General features: G+C 36.4%; 17 protein-coding genes. 9 read left to right on the forward strand and 8 right to left on the reverse strand.

Annotated features, from left to right (window positions below; all coding sequences use genetic code 11):
* The first annotated feature begins 402 nt into the window (after nt 1–402).
* Nucleotides 403–798 carry a transcriptional regulator Spx gene (gene spx / locus PQF83_RS00775; protein WP_000258267.1) on the forward strand — a complete coding sequence of 132 codons (396 nt, stop codon included), beginning with the start codon at nt 403–405 and terminating at the stop codon, nt 796–798.
* 49 nt (nt 799–847) lie between these two features.
* Here the strand turns inward: spx and PQF83_RS00780 are convergent, their stop codons facing one another.
* A complete protein-coding gene (locus tag PQF83_RS00780) occupies nt 848–1,522 on the reverse strand; it encodes a TerC family protein (protein WP_000362603.1) in 675 nt (224 codons plus the stop codon).
* A 339-nt stretch (nt 1,523–1,861) separates the two neighbouring features.
* Between PQF83_RS00780 and mecA the strand changes: the two genes are divergently transcribed.
* From mecA to pepF, 4 genes are all read left to right on the forward strand, one after another.
* The gene (gene mecA, locus PQF83_RS00785) at nt 1,862–2,545 is read left to right on the forward strand and encodes an adaptor protein MecA (RefSeq protein ID WP_000350710.1); all 684 of its coding nucleotides are present in this window, start codon (nt 1,862–1,864) and stop codon (nt 2,543–2,545) included.
* A 72-nt stretch (nt 2,546–2,617) separates the two neighbouring features.
* Nucleotides 2,618–4,162 (forward strand): cardiolipin synthase, encoded by a 1,545-nt coding sequence (locus tag PQF83_RS00790; RefSeq protein WP_000799204.1) that lies wholly within the window; start codon nt 2,618–2,620, stop codon nt 4,160–4,162.
* A gap of 80 nt (nt 4,163–4,242) precedes the next feature.
* The gene (locus PQF83_RS00795) at nt 4,243–5,487 is read left to right on the forward strand and encodes a competence protein CoiA (RefSeq protein ID WP_000612277.1); all 1,245 of its coding nucleotides are present in this window, start codon (nt 4,243–4,245) and stop codon (nt 5,485–5,487) included.
* Nucleotides 5,488–5,537: 50 nt separating this feature from the next.
* Nucleotides 5,538–7,364: an oligoendopeptidase F gene (gene pepF, locus PQF83_RS00800; RefSeq protein ID WP_000003390.1), complete on the forward strand. Its 1,827-nt coding sequence runs from the start codon at nt 5,538–5,540 to the stop codon at nt 7,362–7,364.
* A 117-nt stretch (nt 7,365–7,481) separates the two neighbouring features.
* Here the strand turns inward: pepF and PQF83_RS00805 are convergent, their stop codons facing one another.
* From PQF83_RS00805 to PQF83_RS00820, 4 genes are all read right to left on the reverse strand, one after another.
* Nucleotides 7,482–7,655, reverse strand: a complete 174-nt coding sequence (locus tag PQF83_RS00805) for a hypothetical protein (RefSeq protein ID WP_000754592.1) — start codon at nt 7,653–7,655, stop codon at nt 7,482–7,484.
* A 229-nt stretch (nt 7,656–7,884) separates the two neighbouring features.
* Nucleotides 7,885–8,778 (reverse strand): ClpXP adapter SpxH family protein, encoded by an 894-nt coding sequence (locus PQF83_RS00810; RefSeq protein WP_000360652.1) that lies wholly within the window; start codon nt 8,776–8,778, stop codon nt 7,885–7,887.
* Nucleotides 8,778–9,176 (reverse strand): globin domain-containing protein, encoded by a 399-nt coding sequence (locus tag PQF83_RS00815; RefSeq protein ID WP_000043380.1) that lies wholly within the window; start codon nt 9,174–9,176, stop codon nt 8,778–8,780. Before PQF83_RS00815 ends, PQF83_RS00810 begins: the two co-directional genes overlap by 1 nt.
* Before the next feature lie 180 nt (nt 9,177–9,356).
* A complete protein-coding gene (locus tag PQF83_RS00820; protein ID WP_000191110.1) occupies nt 9,357–9,935 on the reverse strand; it encodes a CYTH domain-containing protein in 579 nt (192 codons plus the stop codon).
* A gap of 146 nt (nt 9,936–10,081) precedes the next feature.
* On the opposite strand from PQF83_RS00820, the gene PQF83_RS00825 reads away from it, so the two are divergent.
* From PQF83_RS00825 to PQF83_RS00840, 4 genes are read left to right on the forward strand one after another with little or no spacing between them, the layout of a single operon-like run.
* Nucleotides 10,082–10,453, forward strand: a complete 372-nt coding sequence (locus PQF83_RS00825; RefSeq protein ID WP_001180002.1) for a hypothetical protein — start codon at nt 10,082–10,084, stop codon at nt 10,451–10,453.
* Between the two features lie 30 nt (nt 10,454–10,483).
* Nucleotides 10,484–11,122, forward strand: coding sequence for a GTP pyrophosphokinase (locus tag PQF83_RS00830; protein ID WP_001081482.1), 639 nt, complete (start codon nt 10,484–10,486; stop codon nt 11,120–11,122).
* Nucleotides 11,123–11,140: 18 nt separating this feature from the next.
* Nucleotides 11,141–11,938, forward strand: coding sequence for an NAD kinase (locus PQF83_RS00835; protein ID WP_000673184.1), 798 nt, complete (start codon nt 11,141–11,143; stop codon nt 11,936–11,938).
* A 15-nt stretch (nt 11,939–11,953) separates the two neighbouring features.
* A complete protein-coding gene (locus PQF83_RS00840; RefSeq protein ID WP_001079093.1) occupies nt 11,954–12,847 on the forward strand; it encodes an RluA family pseudouridine synthase in 894 nt (297 codons plus the stop codon).
* A gap of 47 nt (nt 12,848–12,894) precedes the next feature.
* Here PQF83_RS00840 and PQF83_RS00845 read toward each other — a convergent pair whose 3' ends face one another.
* The 3 genes from PQF83_RS00845 to PQF83_RS00855 all read right to left on the reverse strand — a co-directional run bounded on the left by PQF83_RS00845 (nt 12,895) and on the right by PQF83_RS00855 (nt 16,459).
* Nucleotides 12,895–14,283 carry a peptidase G2 autoproteolytic cleavage domain-containing protein gene (locus PQF83_RS00845; protein WP_000730496.1) on the reverse strand — a complete coding sequence of 463 codons (1,389 nt, stop codon included), beginning with the start codon at nt 14,281–14,283 and terminating at the stop codon, nt 12,895–12,897.
* Nucleotides 14,284–14,483: 200 nt separating this feature from the next.
* Complete coding sequence (prpE, locus tag PQF83_RS00850; protein WP_000872681.1) at nt 14,484–15,224, reverse strand: bis(5'-nucleosyl)-tetraphosphatase PrpE; 741 nt, start codon at nt 15,222–15,224, stop codon at nt 14,484–14,486.
* Nucleotides 15,225–15,298: 74 nt separating this feature from the next.
* Nucleotides 15,299–16,459, reverse strand: coding sequence for an FtsW/RodA/SpoVE family cell cycle protein (locus tag PQF83_RS00855; RefSeq protein WP_000654692.1), 1,161 nt, complete (start codon nt 16,457–16,459; stop codon nt 15,299–15,301).
* Between the last annotated feature and the right edge of the window lie 142 nt (nt 16,460–16,601).

Genomic DNA, 16,601 nt, shown 5'->3' on the forward strand with positions numbered 1-16,601 from the left:
CAAAAAAAGGTAAGAAAACGTTCTCTTTTTCATAGGAAAGATTATGAGAGAATAACTATAAATTATATGAAAAATCTATGAAAAGCAAGCGTTAAGAGGGTTGAAGATTATTGTTAAAGAACAGCTGAAGTAAGTGTGATTATGTTACATAGCAGTGAAATGCACGGAAGAGTTTTCTCAATTAGAAGGAAATTTACTGTATATTTCTTGCAAAATCTATTGTATAATGATTATAGAAGTTACTTATTAAAAGTAATTGTTGTTTACTAAAAGTTGTTGCTTACATGAAAAGCAATTTTTGCACTTTGTTTTAAGACAAGGTATCGCGAAAAATTGCTGAATTTAGAAATTTAAACTGTAATTAGTACAGAATTTGTACTCTTTAAGGAGAGTGAGCTTTGTATGGTAACATTATATAGTTCTCCAAGCTGTACGTCTTGTAGAAAGGCGAAATTATGGCTAGAGGAAAATCATATTCCTTATACAGAACGTAATATTTTCTCAGATCCATTAACGATTGAGGAAATTAAAGAGATTTTACGTATGACAGAAAGCGGAACGGATGAGATTATTTCTACTCGTTCGAAAGTTTTCCAAGAATTAAATGTAAACTTAGAGTCTTTACCACTTCAAGATTTATATAAGATGATTCGTGACTATCCAGGGATTTTACGTCGTCCAATTATGATTGACGAGAAACGCCTTCAAGTAGGTTACAATGAAGACGAAATCCGCCGTTTCTTACCACGTACAGTAAGAACGTTCCAATTACGTGAAGCACAGCGTCTTGTAAATTAATTATAATAATATGAAAACCTTCTACCTATTATATAGTAGAAGGTTTTTTTTAATGTTTCAAATTTCGTAATCGAACTCGTTGAACGATAAAGCCGATGCATAAGATGGTGAAAATAAATAAGTAAGGAATGCCTGCAGTGAAACTTGGGTTGTTATGAAAAAAGGTTGCAAGTCTGTCTTCATGTGTGACCATTTTTCCTGCTGTATAAGCGAGAATTGCTGCCCCGCAATAAATGAGGAGTGGAAAGCGTTCCATAAGTATTAAAATGAGTTTGCTGCCCCAAATAATAATCGGGATAGAAATGAGTAAACCGATTATTACGAGTAAAAATCTTCCGTGAGCTGCCCCTGCAATGGCGATAACGTTGTCAAATCCCATAACAAGGTCCGCGAATACAATTGTACGCACAGCTTGAAATAAAGTTGTTTTTCCTTGAATAGAAGAAAGATCGTTGCTATTATCAGTTAGTAAATTTACTGCAATGAATGTAAGTAAAATGCCCCCGATAAGTTGCAGAAATGGAATGTCGAGCAAATAGACAGCTAGTATAGTAAGGATAATTCTTAGTACGATTGCTAAAAGAGTACCGATCAAAATAGCTTTATTTCGTTTCGATTCAGGTAAATTTCGGCTAGCTAGTGCGATGACAATTGCGTTGTCACCACCTAATACAACATCGATACCGACAATCATTAGTACAGATGTTAAAAACTCTAAGTCCATTCGTCTGCCTCCATTTATGATGTTTTAATAAGCGAACTATATGTATGTGGTGAAAAGGACTAAAGCATCTTCTCTAATAAAAGTTTCACTTTATTACAGTGTACGGGGGAAGATGGAAATGTATGTCCAAATTTTTTATAAGTGAGGCATCGCGACAATGATATATTTGTGTATACCATTGAATGAAGATAGGTATATAACTATTTTTGTAAAATAAATCGATTTTATTTCCATTCTGGAGAATCTTATCATAAAATGAGAGTACAAGAATCTATTGATTTGTCATATGAGTGGGGAATCCCTTCATAACAATTCTAAGCAGGAAGGGAGAGTTGTATTTTGGATATTGAAAGAATTAATGATCATACGATGAAATTTTTTATTACGTACATTGATATAGAGGACAGAGGCTTTAATCGTGAGGAAATTTGGTATGACCGCGAAAGAAGCGAAGAGCTCTTTTGGGAAATGATGGACGAAGCTCGTGATCATGACGATTTCTTTATTGATGGGCCGTTATGGATTCAAGTGCAAGCAGTCGATAAAGGGATTGAAGTACTTGTAACGAAAGCAGAACTTTCAAAGGATGGACAAAAGCTAGAACTACCAATAGGTGTAGATAAAATTATAGACATTCCTCTAGATGAAGGTATTGAATCATTATTCCAGCAAGAATTAGTGGAAGAGGTAGAGGAACAAGCAGGTACAAACTTTAACGAAGATGGTACGTTTGGCTTTTTAATTAAGTTTAATGATTTTGAAGATGTCATTTCATTAAGTCATCGTCTTATCTTTGAAGATATAAAAGATGAGCTGTATTCATTTGAGGACCGCTATTATGTATATGTGGAATTCGATGAAGTGCTACATGATGAAGAAGAAATTGATCGCATTTTAAGCATTGTTTTAGAATACGGGGAAGAATCAACTTTAACAATTCATCGTGTAAGTGAGTATGGGAAACAAATTGTGAAAGAGCATGCGCTTGAAACAATTCGCAATAATTTTCCTGCTAAAACGTAGGCCGATTTCTGTAGTATGAAATCGGCTTTTTATATGAAGAATAGGAAAGCTTTCTTAGTAAGGAGGTAAGAGATGAAAAATACGTTAAAGTTGATTTTCTTTGTTTTACTATTGTTCGCATTATTTGTGTCATTACGTATGTTTATTGATGTAGCGTTTTATTCGGATGTAATTGGGATAAAAGATGTTTCGATTTTAGGTATTATTAGTATTTTATTTACGGTATCTGCATTTTTAATTGGTTGCGTTATTTTCTTAGAGAACCGTCATCCGTCAAAAACACTTACATGGCTCATTGTGTTAGGGATTTTTCCGGTATTTGGATTCTTCGCTTATTTATTATTCGGACAGAACTTTCGGAGGAAGAGAATGTTCCAAAAGAAGGCGTTGCTCGATGAACAAGCGTTTTTACAATATAAGGGGCATGAAGATTACGAAGAACGGATTTTGCGCAATCATAAGCATCAAGAGCTGTTATTTCGTTTAGCGGATCGCTTAGGCGCTTTAAATATTTCATTTCAAACTGAAACGAGAACATTAACAAATGGAGATGAAACGTTTCAGGCTATTTTAGATGGATTAAAACGAGCGAAACATCACATTCATATGGAATATTACATTGTGCGTGATGATAAACTTGGAACAGAAATTAAAGATATTTTAATACAAAAATCAAAAGAAGGCGTAGTCGTTCGTTTTTTATATGATGCGGTTGGAAGTTTTAAATTATCAAAATCATATATTGAAGAATTAAACGACGCAGGTGTCGAAATGATTCCGTTCTTCCCTGTACGTTTTCCGATTTTAAACGATAAGATTAATTATCGAAATCACCGAAAAATCGTTATTATTGATGGGAATGAAGGATTTGTAGGTGGATTAAATATTGGTGATGAATATTTAGGAAAGGATAAGTACTTCGGCTTTTGGCGAGACACGCATTTATATTTGCGTGGGGAAGCTGTGCAAAGTTTGCAGCTTATTTTCCTTCAAGATTGGTTTTATATGACTGGTGAGGCTGTGCTAGCCCCTGAATATTTACAAGCAAAAGCAGTTGAGGGGGAGCATTGGGGCGGCGTGCAGCTCGTTGCAGGTGGGCCGGATAATAAATGGGAAACAATTAAACATTTATATTTTGCCATGATTGCTTCTGCGCGGAAATCCATTTGGATTGCAACGCCGTATTTCATTCCGGATGATGATATTTTATCCGCATTAAAAGTAGCGGCACTTGCTGGTATTGATGTTCGGTTGTTAATGCCGAGTAAGCCTGATAAGCGAACTGTCTTTTACGCATCGAGATCGTACTTCCCAGAGCTTTTAGATGCAGGGGTAAAGATATATGAATACGAAAAAGGTTTTCTCCATAGTAAAGTTGTCATTGTCGATTCTGATTTAGCTTCAATTGGGACAGCGAATATGGATATGAGAAGTTTTCATTTGAACTTTGAAGTAAATGCCTTTTTATATGATACAGATAGCATTCGAAAACTTGTTCAAGATTTTAAAGACGATTTAGAAGAATCAAGTGAAATTCATGTCGATCGTTTTCATAAAAGGCGTCTTCATAGACGAATTGTTGAATCAACGTACCGGTTATTATCGCCTTTATTATAAAAAGAGATGTCCAAAATTGGGACATCTCTTTTTTAAAAGGAATTTGTAATAAATTGTAGAATATAAGGAGCTGAAAGGGTGTGATTCCAATATTTATCGCAAAAAGAGAAAACGGAGAAAAAATTCATCTACTCGATCATCATGATGAAGAGCTTTTACACCATATGCGTAAAAGGGAAAGTTTCTTTTGCATGGCTTGCGGGAAGGAAGTACTAATGAGATTAGGAAAACAAAAAAGGTGGCATTTTGCTCATAAGAAAGTAGATTCATGTTTAGCCTTTTATGAAGCAGAATCTACATATCATATGTACGGTAAAGAATTGTTATATCGGTGGTTCAAACGTCAAAAAGTTCATGTAGAGATAGAGCATTATCTACCAGAGATTCAGCAACGACCGGATATTTTTATAGAGAGAGCAGGGAGAAAAATTGCGATTGAATATCAATGCGCCAATCTTTCTATAGAGCAGCTCTGCAAACGAACCTATTCGTATTGGAAAGCTGGTATACAAGTCATTTGGATTCTTGGTGGAAATCAATTGAAAAAGCACTCTGCATACTGGATGAAATTCTCCTCAATTATGGCTTTCTCCTTACAATCTTATCCTCAGCCACTTCTTATTTTCTTCTGTTCGAAACAAAAATCATTTATGAAATGCACGTTTATTACATCATTTTCTACAAGCGTTGCTTTTTCACATATTATATATTTACCAATTGAAACGACTACTTTTGAAATGCTCTTTTCTCCTGTTCCTTTCCAAAGGGAAGTATTAAACCAAGAATGGAAGAAGCGAAAGGATTATTTTCGTCAAAACGCTTTGCCCATCTTGAAGTATAATGATAAGTCACTATTACGCCTCTTATATCAATGTAAATGTACCCCAGCAAATTTCCCTTCTGAAATTGGTGTGCCACTCCCGTCCTCATTTGCTTTTCAAACAAATTCATTTATATGGCAAGCTTTTTTATATATGAAGTGTATAGGTGAGCTTGCGGTAGGGGATTGTATTTCCCTCAAGTACGTGTGTAGTTATATAAAAAAGTATACGAAAAGGCGTATGCTCCCGTACTTTTCACAGCATATATGGAAAGTGGCAGTTACTGAATATATGACATTTTTATGTTATGCAGGTGTCTTGCAGAGAGTAGGGACTTATAAGTACCGGAAAATACGGGGGATATCCATGTTAAAAACAGAGGAGGAAGTTATGAAATATGATGAAAGGAGTTTAGCGTATGCCTTATCTTTATTTGAGGCAAAGTACAACATGAGAGAAGGAAAAGCGGATATAATAAAGACTAATCGTGAAGGAATTACATAAGAAAAATCGAATTGTATGTAAGTAGAGATATTTAAAGGAGGGCTTAAAGCATGTCTGAACAAAACACAGCAAAAACATTACCGGATCGTAACGAAATTGAAGAATCAAGTACGTGGCGATTAGAAGATATTTTCCAAACAGATGCAGAATGGGAACAAGAATTCCAAGCTATTAAAGAGCTATTACCGAAGTTAACTGAATTTAAAGGGAAACTTGGTGACTCTGCGAACAATTTACTTGAAGCATTGCAATATGAAGATGAAATTTCAATGCGATTAGGTAAGTTATATACATATGCACATATGCGTTACGATCAAGATACAACAAACTCTGTGTATCAAGCGTTAAATGATCGCGCGACAAATTTATATTCACAAGTATCTAGTAGCACAGCATATATTGTGCCTGAAATTTTATCGATTTCAGAAGATACATTGCAAACATTCTTGAAAGAAAATAGAGACTTAAGTGTATATGAACATGCGTTAGAAGAAATTACGCGTCAACGCCCTCACGTATTATCTGAAGCGGAAGAGGCTTTATTAGCAGAAGCATCTGAAGTAATGAGTGCGTCAAGTAATACATTTGGTATGTTGAATAATGCGGATTTGAAATTCCCATCTATTAAAGGTGAGGATGGAGAAGAAGTAGAAATTACACATGGCCGTTACATTCAGTTTTTAGAAAGTGATGATCGTCGTGTGCGTGAAGATGCATTCAAAGCTGTATATGAAACGTACGGGAAATATAAGAACACATTTGCAAGTACGTTAAGCGGAGCTGTGAAGCGTAATAACTTTAATGCACGCGTTCGTAAATATGACTCTGCACGTCAAGCAGCATTAAGTAATAATAATATTCCTGAAGCGGTGTATGATCAACTTGTTCAATCTGTAAATGACAATTTACACTTGCTACATCGTTACATTGATATTCGTAAGCGAGCACTAGGGCTTGATGAGCTTCATATGTATGATTTATATACACCACTTGTACCAGAAGTGAAAATGAATGTGAAGTATGAAGAAGCGCAAGACATGTTATTAAAGTCTTTACATGTACTTGGTGATGAGTATGTTGATATTTTGAAAGAAGCATATGAAAATCGCTGGGTAGATGTGTATGAGAATAAAGGAAAACGAAGCGGAGCATATTCATCTGGTGCCTATGGAACAAATCCTTATATTTTAATGAACTGGCATGATAATGTAAATAATTTATTTACACTTGCTCATGAATTTGGCCATTCTGTCCATAGTTACTACACAAGAAAAACGCAGCCGCACGTATACGGGGATTATTCAATCTTTGTTGCGGAAGTAGCATCAACTTGTAATGAAGCGCTTCTAAACGATTATTTATTAAAAACGACAGAAGATAAGAAAGAGCGTCTATACTTATTAAATCATTATTTAGAAGGATTCCGTGGTACTGTATTCCGTCAAACTATGTTCGCAGAGTTTGAGCATATTATTCATAAGAAAGTACAAGAGGGACATGCGGTAACACCAGACATGCTAACGGAGATCTACTATGATTTAAATAAGAAATATTTCGGTGATGCTTTAGTAATTGATGAAGAAATTGGTTTAGAGTGGTCTCGTATTCCGCACTTCTACTACAACTATTACGTATACCAATACGCAACAGGATTTAGTGCAGCAACGGCTCTATCTAAACAAATTTTAGAAGAAGGGCAACCAGCAGTAGAACGTTACATTAATGAGTTCTTAAAAGCAGGAAGCTCAGATTACCCAATTGAAGTGCTGAAAAAAGCTGGAGTAGATATGGCATCTCCAGAACCGGTAAAAGAAGCATTGCAAGTATTTGAAGAGAAATTAAATGAATTAGAAGCATTATTATTTGAAGAGAAGTAATAGAAAAGACGAGGAATTTGCCTCGTCTTTTTCTTGATGTCATTTTGTCGATATTTGTCGAGAAAATAAATCGAATTGTCTTCTTTTTTCTAAACTAGAAGGCAGTTTTACAGTTCATTAAAACCCTTTAAATCGTTTTTTATGGTTGAAATAAGAGAGAGCGATGACAATGACTCCAAATAAAAGAGGAAAGGCAATCATTTTAGGAAAAGCTTGTAGTAGGGAGAGGATGTACAAGAAAAAAGAAACAATGATAGCTAGAATGATAAGTAAAATATACGTTTTTTTCATACAAAACACCTCCAAAATAGCTTTTTTATAGCTTATTCAAAAATGAAAACGTTTAGAATGTGACAAAAGTGTGAAATTCGACAAAAGGGGTTGTCATCTGACGTCGAATCTTGTAATATAATAAGCGTGAACGAATTCACATACAAACATATACCCCTTTGTTTGAACGTGAAAATTTCTCCCATCCCCTTTAATATTTTTATAAGCCGTAAAGAAAAAGACCTGGTGTTTACACCAGGTCTTTTTCTTTTGCTATCCATTTCCAATAACGCTCACATTTTACGTCAATCATTTGTACTTTTCGTTTCAGTTGTAATTTTTTTAGTTCACGTTCAATTTCTTGCTTCGAGCAGTCATATATAAATGCTACTTCTTTTGAAGAGATAAATTGTGTCGCTTCCAGTAATACTTCTAAAGGTGGTAATGGCTCTGGCTCGATTTCACATTTTACAAGTTCTTTCAATAATTGTACGTAGACGTCGTAGGAATACGTTCCAGCGATTTTAATACCTTCTTCATCTGAATTTGCATGAAAGAATACGAGAGAAGGTATTTCTGTAATATGCATCTCATTTGTGAATTTTAAGTCACATTGGAAAGCCTTTTTTGCGCTAGCGGAATATAGGTCTTTTTTAAATTCTTCTACATCAATATTGCTATCTTTTGCGCATGCAAGTAATAATTCGCAGTCAGGATTTGATACATTTTCAAGGAAAATGTATTCTTGGAGTTTTCGCAAAAACTTCGAACCTGCTTTTCGGCCCTGCAACTCCGCTGCTTTAATTGCCATCGAAACTAAATATGGTGTTGACGATGCTTCTTGCATATGTACCTTTCCATCACATGAAAAACCTTGTAAACTTGTTGTCTTTTCCCACACAAATCGAATATTAGCAGGTTTATTCCATTTGTGTGAGGAAGCGTTCGTTCCGTCCACTTTTCCTGTTACGATATGACGAATAGAGAAGTATTTCCCGTATTCAAGCCATAGTTTAATAATAAAGGGCTCAATTTCCCAGCAATCTTTACAAAGTGGATCAATAAATAAATATGCTTCTACAGACTTATGCTCACATGCGGAAGGAGATGGCATATTGATATGCTTTGCTTCCTGTTTATCCATTATATTTCACCTGTTTCGTCTGGAGTATTAACCATATGCTGAGCAGTTAATGCTAAACGTTCAAAAACGAACTCTCTTATATGACCGTGCACTCCTGTGTCATCCATTGCTTGCTCCATGCACGATAGCCAAGCCTCTGCTCGTTTTGGAGTAATCTCAAACGGGAGATGGCGTGCTCTTAACATAGGATGACCATGTTCTTCCGTGTACAAATTAGGACCACCTAAATATTGTGTTAAAAATTGCTTCTGCTTCCTAGCTGTTTCTGTTAAATCATCCGGGAAGATGGGAGATAGGTCAGGGTGTTTACTGACATAGGAATAAAATGTGTCTACTAATATTGCAATGCATTGTTCACCGCCAATTGCTTCAAATGGTGTCATCGGTTGCTTGCTCATCCTTTTAAACTCCTTTTTCCATGAAATGTATATCTATTGTAGCAATGGAATGTTAGGGAGGGCAAATAAACCGCCTTCATAACGTTCTTTGCTTATTCTACAGATGTAAAAGAATCTTTTCTTTTTCAAAAAGTGAGATGTATCCACTAGTAGAACGTATTCACTAGTGGAATTTTCACTTTAGCGTGCTTTGTTTTGTTTGGCAAGGAAAAAGCGTTTTACTTTATTATTTGTATGACGGATTGGTATGTCGTGTTGCTTTAACAAATGAATAAAGGCAGCTTTGCCTGCTTCTTCATCTTGCACTTCAAATTCAATTTCATAATCATCGTGATTGTAATAGAAACTATGATCAAAGACAAGCGTTCCGCCTTCAAATAGTGTTTCGGCTCTTTCAGTTGTTAAACTACCCATATAAGTTAAAGCAGAAACAGGAATTTGTAATGTGTGTAGTTGATCTACTACAGCGCCTTGAATAATTGTATTTGTTTCCATCATCAATCTTGCTTCATCTGCTGTTATAACTTGATGCGTTTCTAACAAGCCGACTTCTGCAGGTTGTTTTAATGTTAATGTATAAGTTTCTCCTTTATGACGAATACGAAGTGCAGAGCCAGCTTCTTTTAATGAGAAGCTCGGTGTTTCAAAGTAGTGATTCACCTGTTTCGTAAATCCTTCAATAGAGAATGATTTACATAATGTATTGAATTCTTCTTCTGTAACAATATTTTTAAATTCAATTTCAATTTCTTGTGTCATTGTATGCGCGCTCCTTTTGAAAAATAATTCTTTACACATTATCGCTTTTTCACAAATTTGGTTCAATGTTTTATTTGTTTGCGTCCATGTTATGATACAATAATACTGTTAAGTAAGACAGGAAGTTGAGATGGAGGAGTTAGAGCATGCAAAATAAAATCCAAGTTAAGAGCGTAGAAAAGAGAGAGAATGCTCTTATTTTTTGTGCGGAAAATAGTGAAATAGAGGTAAAGGAGTTAAGTGCGCGTAATCACGTACTTGTAGACTCAGATAATTTATCATTTTTATATATCTTAGAAAACGAATCATCTTTCATTTATGTAAGCATTCCGCATACATGCTGGGAAGCAATGCATGAAGCGATGAATAACGACGTGATTATGTTCGTTCGCGTGAATGACATTGAAATGGAATTAGAAGGTTTAAAAGAAGAAGTAGAATATTTAGTTGAAAATATTGAAGGTAATGCAAATTACGGAGAAGAACTAGTAACTGCTGTAGAAAAAGTATTTCTATAAGCAAATGGATTGATTTTGGTGGTGGTTGAAATGAATCGAAATTGGGAAGAATTTTTAGCACCTTACCACCAAGCGGTGGCAGAGCTGAAAGTGAAACTAAAAGGAATGCGTACTCAATTTGCAATGTTAACAGAGCATTCTCCAATTGAGTTTGTAACAGGAAGGGTAAAGTCTGTTGCAAGTATTATTGATAAAGCGGAGAAGAGAAATGTACCGTTAGACAGGCTAAGAGAAGATATGCAAGATATCGCGGGCCTTCGAATGATGTGTCAATTTGTTGATGAGATTAAGCCTGTTGTAGAATATCTTCGAAAACGAAATGACTTTGAAATCGTGGAAGAACGTGATTACGTCACGCAGAAGAAAGATAGCGGTTATCGTTCTTATCACGTTGTCATTAGTTACCCAGTTCAAACGATTCAAGGTGAACAAAAAGTATTGGTAGAAATCCAAATACGTACGCTAGCAATGAACTTTTGGGCAACAATTGAGCATTCTTTAAATTATAAATATAGTGGACGTTTTCCTGAAGATATTAAAATACGCTTGCAACGTGCAGCGGAAGCAGCATTTTTATTAGATGAAGAAATGTCTTCTATCCGTCTTGAAATTCAAGAAGCGCAGAAAGCTTTTTCAAGAAAGCAAGAAACGAAAGATTCCGAATCATAAACTAAAGGGTGTTGGGCGATGAAATTTACAATTATGTCAAAGGGAGATCAATCATCAGATGCACTGGCAAGCACGATGAAAGAATACTTGCTAGATTTTGGATTTATAATGGATGAAAAGGAACCCGATATTGTAATTTCTGTTGGGGGAGATGGAACGCTTTTATATGCGTTTCATCGTTATTATAATCGATTGGATGAAACAGCATTTGTTGGTGTACATACAGGGCATTTAGGTTTCTATGCAGATTGGTTACCGACAGAAGTAGAGAAATTAGTAATTGCAATTGCTAAAACACCATTCCAAGTGGTGGAATATCCGCTTTTAGAAGTGATTATTCGCTATGTGAATGGGAGTAAAGAGTCGCAGTATTTAGCGATGAATGAAGCGACTGTAAAAAGTGCAGAAGGTACATTAGTAACAGAAGTGGAAATACGCGGAGAGTACTTTGAAACGTTCCGCGGGGATGGCCTTTGTATTTCTACTCCTTCGGGAAGTACTGCGTATAATAAGGCGCTTGGCGGAGCAATTATTCACCCTTCTATTGAAGCGATTCAAATTGCGGAAATGGCATCTATTAATAACCGGGTGTTTCGTACGGTAGGTTCGCCGCTCGTATTGCCGAAACATCATACATGCGTGCTGAAGCCGACTGCAGGAATGAACTTACAAATTACGGTGGACCATTTAACGATGGTTCATCAAGATGTGAAATCAATTCAGTATCGCGTGGCAAATGAGAAAGTACGATTCGTTCGTTTCCGTCCATTTCCGTTCTGGAAACGAGTTCGTGACTCGTTTGTTGCAGATAAATAGAAAGGGTTTATATATTTGAACAGATTTACATTGAAATGGGATATAGACTCGGCTGAGGAAGGAACTTTAGTTAGAGAATTTTTAAAAACAAAAGGAATCTCCAAAGCCGCATTAACGGATATAAAGTTTCATGGCGGATCTATAGAAGTAAATGGTCAACATGCGAGCGTTCGTCATCAGTTGCAAGCTGGTGAAGAATTACGTGTCTTTTTTCCAGTAGAGGAAAGAAGTGAAGGGATGATTGCTGAAGATATTCCTTTATGTATCGTATATGAAGATGATGCAGTTCTTGTCATAAACAAAGAGGCAAACATGTCAACGATCCCGTCTAGAGAACATCCGGCAGGAAGTGTTGCGAATGCGCTCTTATCTCATTATGATAAGCGACATCTTACAAGTACGGTGCACATCGTAACGAGGTTAGATCGTGATACTTCAGGGCTTATGCTTATTGCAAAAAATCGTTTCGTACATCATCTTTTATCGAAACAGCATCAACAAAAAGCTGTGAAAAGAACGTATGAAGCGATTGTTCACGGTGAGATGGTAGAAAGAGAAGGAACGATTGACGCACCGATTGGACGAAAATCGGATAGCATTATTGAGCGAACCGTTTGTGAGGAGGGGCAAAGAGCCATTACTCATTTTAGAGTGATCGATAGCGTCAATCATAAGACGCACGTATCACTTGAGCTCGATACAGGGAGAACGCATCAAATTCGTGTGCATATGGCGTACATAGGACATCCGCTACTTGGCGATAATTTATATGGTGGAAAAAGAGATGAAATGAAACGACAAGCGCTTCACAGTACATCCTTGACGTTTTATCATCCTATTTTAGAGAAAGAAATGTCTTTCACTACACCGATTCCAAGCGATATGCAAGCGGTATTAAGACATATTTAAAAAGGGAACAAAATTCTTATGTAACGAAGAGTTTTGTTCCCTTTTTCTTAGCGGAATAATATTAAAATTTGATTGTCGCCCGTGCGCTTTATAACGAAAAAGCCACTTTCAGATTTTGTAGCAATGCCATCGTTATTTGGACGACAATATCCATGCGTTTCGCAAGTACCGTCATCACGTACTAACATTTGTCCAATTAATCCGACAGGAAGCCACTCGTTACGGTCTTTTCTTGCTATATATTTGCAAGCTGGATCCCATTCTGCATTTAAAAGAGGTTGTATGTCTTGCGATTCCGTACGTACATATTGACGTTTTCCGAAGCTATCTGTTTTATAGCGTTTTTGCCAACTTAAAGCACCGCTATTTCCTATAAGAGCGGGGGTGGCACTAGATATTCCTAAGATGAATGAATCGTTTGAAGTAGCGATTCGAATTTTTTCTTCGCTACTAAATGTAACGAAGTAACCTACATCAATAAAAGTATTGTCTACTGTTTCAAACATTTGTGCAAAATCAGTTCCGCTTGCATTGTAAGAAGCGCCCTCAATATACATTTCTCCATTATGAGCAAGCCACTTTGCACCGATATTATGATCGGTTTCATTTGTGCCGTTTGCAATAAACCAAGAATAAGATTCATCTGCTGTGCCGAAGCGCCCCATAATATGGCTACCTGCAAAATGAGCTGTTGATGTATGATTACCTTCCGCATGAGAAGAGAATCCGTTAGCGATAGTCGCGGTTCCTTCTGCATGTGCTGCTTCGCCTAAAGCGATTGTATGTTTACCTTCCGCATGAGAATAGGAGCCACCTGCTGTCGTTTCACTTCCTTCACTATGGGAACTATGTCCAGTTGCTTTTGTTTTTGATCCTTCTGCATGAGAGAAAGAACCTTTTGCATGTGTGAGAAGTCCTTCTGCATGTGAAGCTGTACCCTCTGCATGAGAGTGAAGACCCTCTGCATATGCATACCGCCCATCTTTTTTTACTTTTTTATTTTCAGATGTAGGGGTCTGAATGATAATCGTTTTTTCTGTTTGTATATCACCTGATGGTACTAATGCTTCTTTAATTTTTTTTACTTGATTTATAATAGCAGCTGGAATTTCTGCTTCCGCTTTTTTATTTATTGCTACAGGGCTGTTTTCTTCTGTATTCTTCTCTACTTGCTCAGAAGGCACAATCTGTTCAATATGAGTAGAGAGAGGTTTATTTTTTTGCTGCATCTTTGCTTTTCTATTATCAATTATGCGGCTCATTACAGCATTCTGTAATGAGACATATTTTGGTCTATCTTTGTTTTTTGTGGAAGCCTCTTGTTCTTCCAGTTCTTCTACAGCTGCAGCTCGAATGCTGCACCAGTTGTTAATTCCGTACATGGGCAGATAAAAAGGCGGGCATTTTCTTTTTTGTTTAGAAGATTTTTTCTTCATTCTGTCACCTCCTGCGACAGTATATGCCGTGTCATTAAAAAAAGATGCACTTTATTGCATCTTTTTTTAATGACTTTACCCAATTTTTATCCCACTTTAATGGGCGGGCTGCCCATTAAAGTGGGATTGGTGAGGGCTGATTAAAGTTTCACTTTATATGAGAGACGCCTAAAAGATACGGTAATCCTTACACATATGAGTTATGAAATTGGGCGGAATTTCTCAGGGACAAAAGGCAGGGAGGAAGGAACGGAAACAATCTCCATTTCAGGATAACGTAGTCCAGTTAGTTTGCCACCAAATACAGCACCAGTGTCAATATTGACTGTATGATTTACAAAGCGAGGTTCTTTTACGGGTGTATGTCCATATACAACCCAAGATGTTCCTTTATACTCCTTCGCCCAGTCGCGACGGACAGGTGAACCGTCAGCATGTTTTTCTCCTGTAATATCGCCGTATAATACAAAGGTTTGTACTTTTTTATCTTTTCTTCCTATGTAATCTTGCCGAATGCCGGCGTGACACACAATTAACCTTTTTTCATCGAGTACATGATATAAAGGGGATTGCTCGTAAAGTGTGATGAATTTTTCTTTTATCATGTTTTGTTGATGAGAAGGTAGTGCTTCATATTCGGCAACAGTTGTTTCGAGTCCATGAGCGATTGTCACATTACGTCCAAGGAAAAATCGGTATAGTTTATTGCAGTGATTTCCCGGAGCGTAATACGCTACTTTTTTATTTATGACAAGTTCCCATACAATTTCAATCATACGTAATGAATGAGGACCGCGATCTGTGATATCGCCAACAAAAGCAAGCTTGCGTTGATCAGGGTGAATCGGTAAGTCACTATTCCAGTTATATCCGAGTTTTTTCGTTAAATCTTGAAACTCTTGGAAGCATCCATGAATATCCCCTATAATGTCATATTTCATATTTAAACCTCCATCATATTTTTCATTAGTATATCTAAAAAAGGATAGAGATAAAAATATACCGTTTTTGTGCTTCAGTTGAACATAAAGATTTTCGTTCTTGAGCGGACGTTTAAAACAAATCCAATCGCTATCATGTATGTGAGTAAGGAACTTCCTCCGTAGCTCATAAGGGGTAATGTGATTCCTGTAATAGGTAGTAGTCCGATTGTCATCCCGATATTTTGAAATACTTGAAAAGTAAACATTCCGATTGTACCAGCGCAGATGTAACTACCGAAAGGGTCATTACTTTCTATAGCGATATGAATCATGCGGAAAATAAGTAGGAAAAAAAGTGCAATAATGACGCTTGCGCCTAAAAATCCGAATTGCTCAGCGACATTCGTGAAAATAAAATCTGTATGTGGTTCTGGAAAGTATACTTGTCCATTTTCCCAACCTTTTCCTTGCATTTCTCCTGATCCAGTAGCTAAGAAAGCTTGTCTTAATTGATAGCCTTGCGCATCATATTTGTATGGAGCTAACCAGCCGTAGAAGCGATTTAATTGATATTCTTGTAAAATGTGTGCTTTAAAGAATTTTGTATGAGTAAAAAAAATATACGTTAATGTAACGCCAGCTGCAAAGATACCGGAAGCTATCCCGAAAATAAAACGCCAACGTATACCAGAAACTAATATCATTGCTGCAAGCATAGCTGAAATTACCATTGTGTTTCCTAAATCAGGTTCCTTTGCGATAAGTAGTAGGGGCGGCAAACTTGTTGCGCATATTTTTCCGAGTAATAGAAAATCGTCGTGTATTGTTCGGTAAAAATATTTCTCATTGTGATTTGCTATAATTCGTCCGGTGACGATAATTAAAAACAATTTCATAATTTCAGAAGGCTGGAAATTTCCGATGCCTGGGAGCCTGTACCAAGCGGTCGCACCTTTAATTGTAATGGCACCTGGTACTTGAAGTTCTAGTCCAATTAGTAGTACCAATGCAAAGCTATATAAATACCAAGCAATTTTTTGATAACGATCGAAATCGATAATCATAATAACACCAATGGCTATGAATCCAATGAAGTACCACTGGATTTGCTTTAATACAAAATTTACATTTTGCAAAAATGGTGGTAAAGAGGCTTGTGCACTTGCAATTGCAAAGCAACTAACAGTCCCAATGGCAAATAAGATGCATAGTAATACGTAGTCTATTTGATATTGAGAATTTGGATCTTTCAATGTATGTATTCCTTTCTATCGCCTAGTAAATATATGGATTATGTCATGAAAAAAATAATATACAAGCAGACTATGCATACATTTATTCCACTATTTGCGGGAAGTCATACATCACAAGGGAGGAATTCCCCCTTGTGATGGA

Source organism: Bacillus sp. FF-1, from assembly GCF_028548245.1.
GTDB classification, from domain to species: domain Bacteria; phylum Bacillota; class Bacilli; order Bacillales; family Bacillaceae_G; genus Bacillus_A; species Bacillus_A paranthracis.

What these genes read in the sequence shown, in the direction of transcription:
- spx (WP_000258267.1), top strand. Translation starts at nt 403, where the DNA reads ATGGTAACATTATATAGTTCTCCAAGCTGTACGTCTTGTAGAAAGGCG.
- PQF83_RS00780 (WP_000362603.1), bottom strand. Translation starts at nt 1,522, where the DNA reads ATGGACTTAGAGTTTTTAACATCTGTACTAATGATTGTCGGTATCGAT.
- PQF83_RS00790 (WP_000799204.1), top strand. Translation starts at nt 2,618, where the DNA reads ATGAAAAATACGTTAAAGTTGATTTTCTTTGTTTTACTATTGTTCGCA.
- pepF (WP_000003390.1), top strand. Translation starts at nt 5,538, where the DNA reads ATGTCTGAACAAAACACAGCAAAAACATTACCGGATCGTAACGAAATT.
- PQF83_RS00805 (WP_000754592.1), bottom strand. Translation starts at nt 7,655, where the DNA reads ATGAAAAAAACGTATATTTTACTTATCATTCTAGCTATCATTGTTTCT.
- PQF83_RS00810 (WP_000360652.1), bottom strand. Translation starts at nt 8,778, where the DNA reads ATGGATAAACAGGAAGCAAAGCATATCAATATGCCATCTCCTTCCGCA.
- PQF83_RS00815 (WP_000043380.1), bottom strand. Translation starts at nt 9,176, where the DNA reads ATGAGCAAGCAACCGATGACACCATTTGAAGCAATTGGCGGTGAACAA.
- PQF83_RS00820 (WP_000191110.1), bottom strand. Translation starts at nt 9,935, where the DNA reads ATGACACAAGAAATTGAAATTGAATTTAAAAATATTGTTACAGAAGAA.
- PQF83_RS00825 (WP_001180002.1), top strand. Translation starts at nt 10,082, where the DNA reads ATGCAAAATAAAATCCAAGTTAAGAGCGTAGAAAAGAGAGAGAATGCT.
- PQF83_RS00830 (WP_001081482.1), top strand. Translation starts at nt 10,484, where the DNA reads ATGAATCGAAATTGGGAAGAATTTTTAGCACCTTACCACCAAGCGGTG.
- PQF83_RS00835 (WP_000673184.1), top strand. Translation starts at nt 11,141, where the DNA reads ATGAAATTTACAATTATGTCAAAGGGAGATCAATCATCAGATGCACTG.
- PQF83_RS00845 (WP_000730496.1), bottom strand. Translation starts at nt 14,283, where the DNA reads ATGAAGAAAAAATCTTCTAAACAAAAAAGAAAATGCCCGCCTTTTTAT.
- prpE (WP_000872681.1), bottom strand. Translation starts at nt 15,224, where the DNA reads ATGAAATATGACATTATAGGGGATATTCATGGATGCTTCCAAGAGTTT.